Origin of the sequence: Colwellia marinimaniae, from assembly GCF_002207865.1 — a bacterium.
GTDB classification, from domain to species: domain Bacteria; phylum Pseudomonadota; class Gammaproteobacteria; order Enterobacterales; family Alteromonadaceae; genus Colwellia; species Colwellia marinimaniae.
In genome coordinates, this window is sequence record NZ_BDQM01000533.1 from 1 (window position 1) to 234 (window position 234).

The following is a 234-nucleotide window of genomic DNA, read 5'->3' on the forward strand; positions in this document are numbered from 1 at the left end:
GTTACAATAAGTGCAACAAGCGATGGAAAAACCCGTTCATCGATTTCGCTTATGAATACTGATTTTAATGATCAACATGGTGTAGGAATCGGTGTTTCGAGTGGCAGAGATGGACAGATAGAAAATGATGAAACAATAACGATAGATTTTGGAGGCACAGTATCTGGTGATACTGAAATAGGGCTGACAGGTCTCGGTGGTCATTTTGTTTCGGGTGATCAAAAAGTCGATGCC

Annotated in this window: 1 protein-coding gene; it reads left to right on the forward strand. The window is 41.0% G+C overall.

Annotation, left to right across the window (positions count from 1 at the left end; translation table 11 throughout):
• Positions 1–234 (forward strand): hypothetical protein (locus tag MTCD1_RS21435; protein ID WP_159459938.1); only part of this gene is annotated, 234 nt, incomplete at both ends.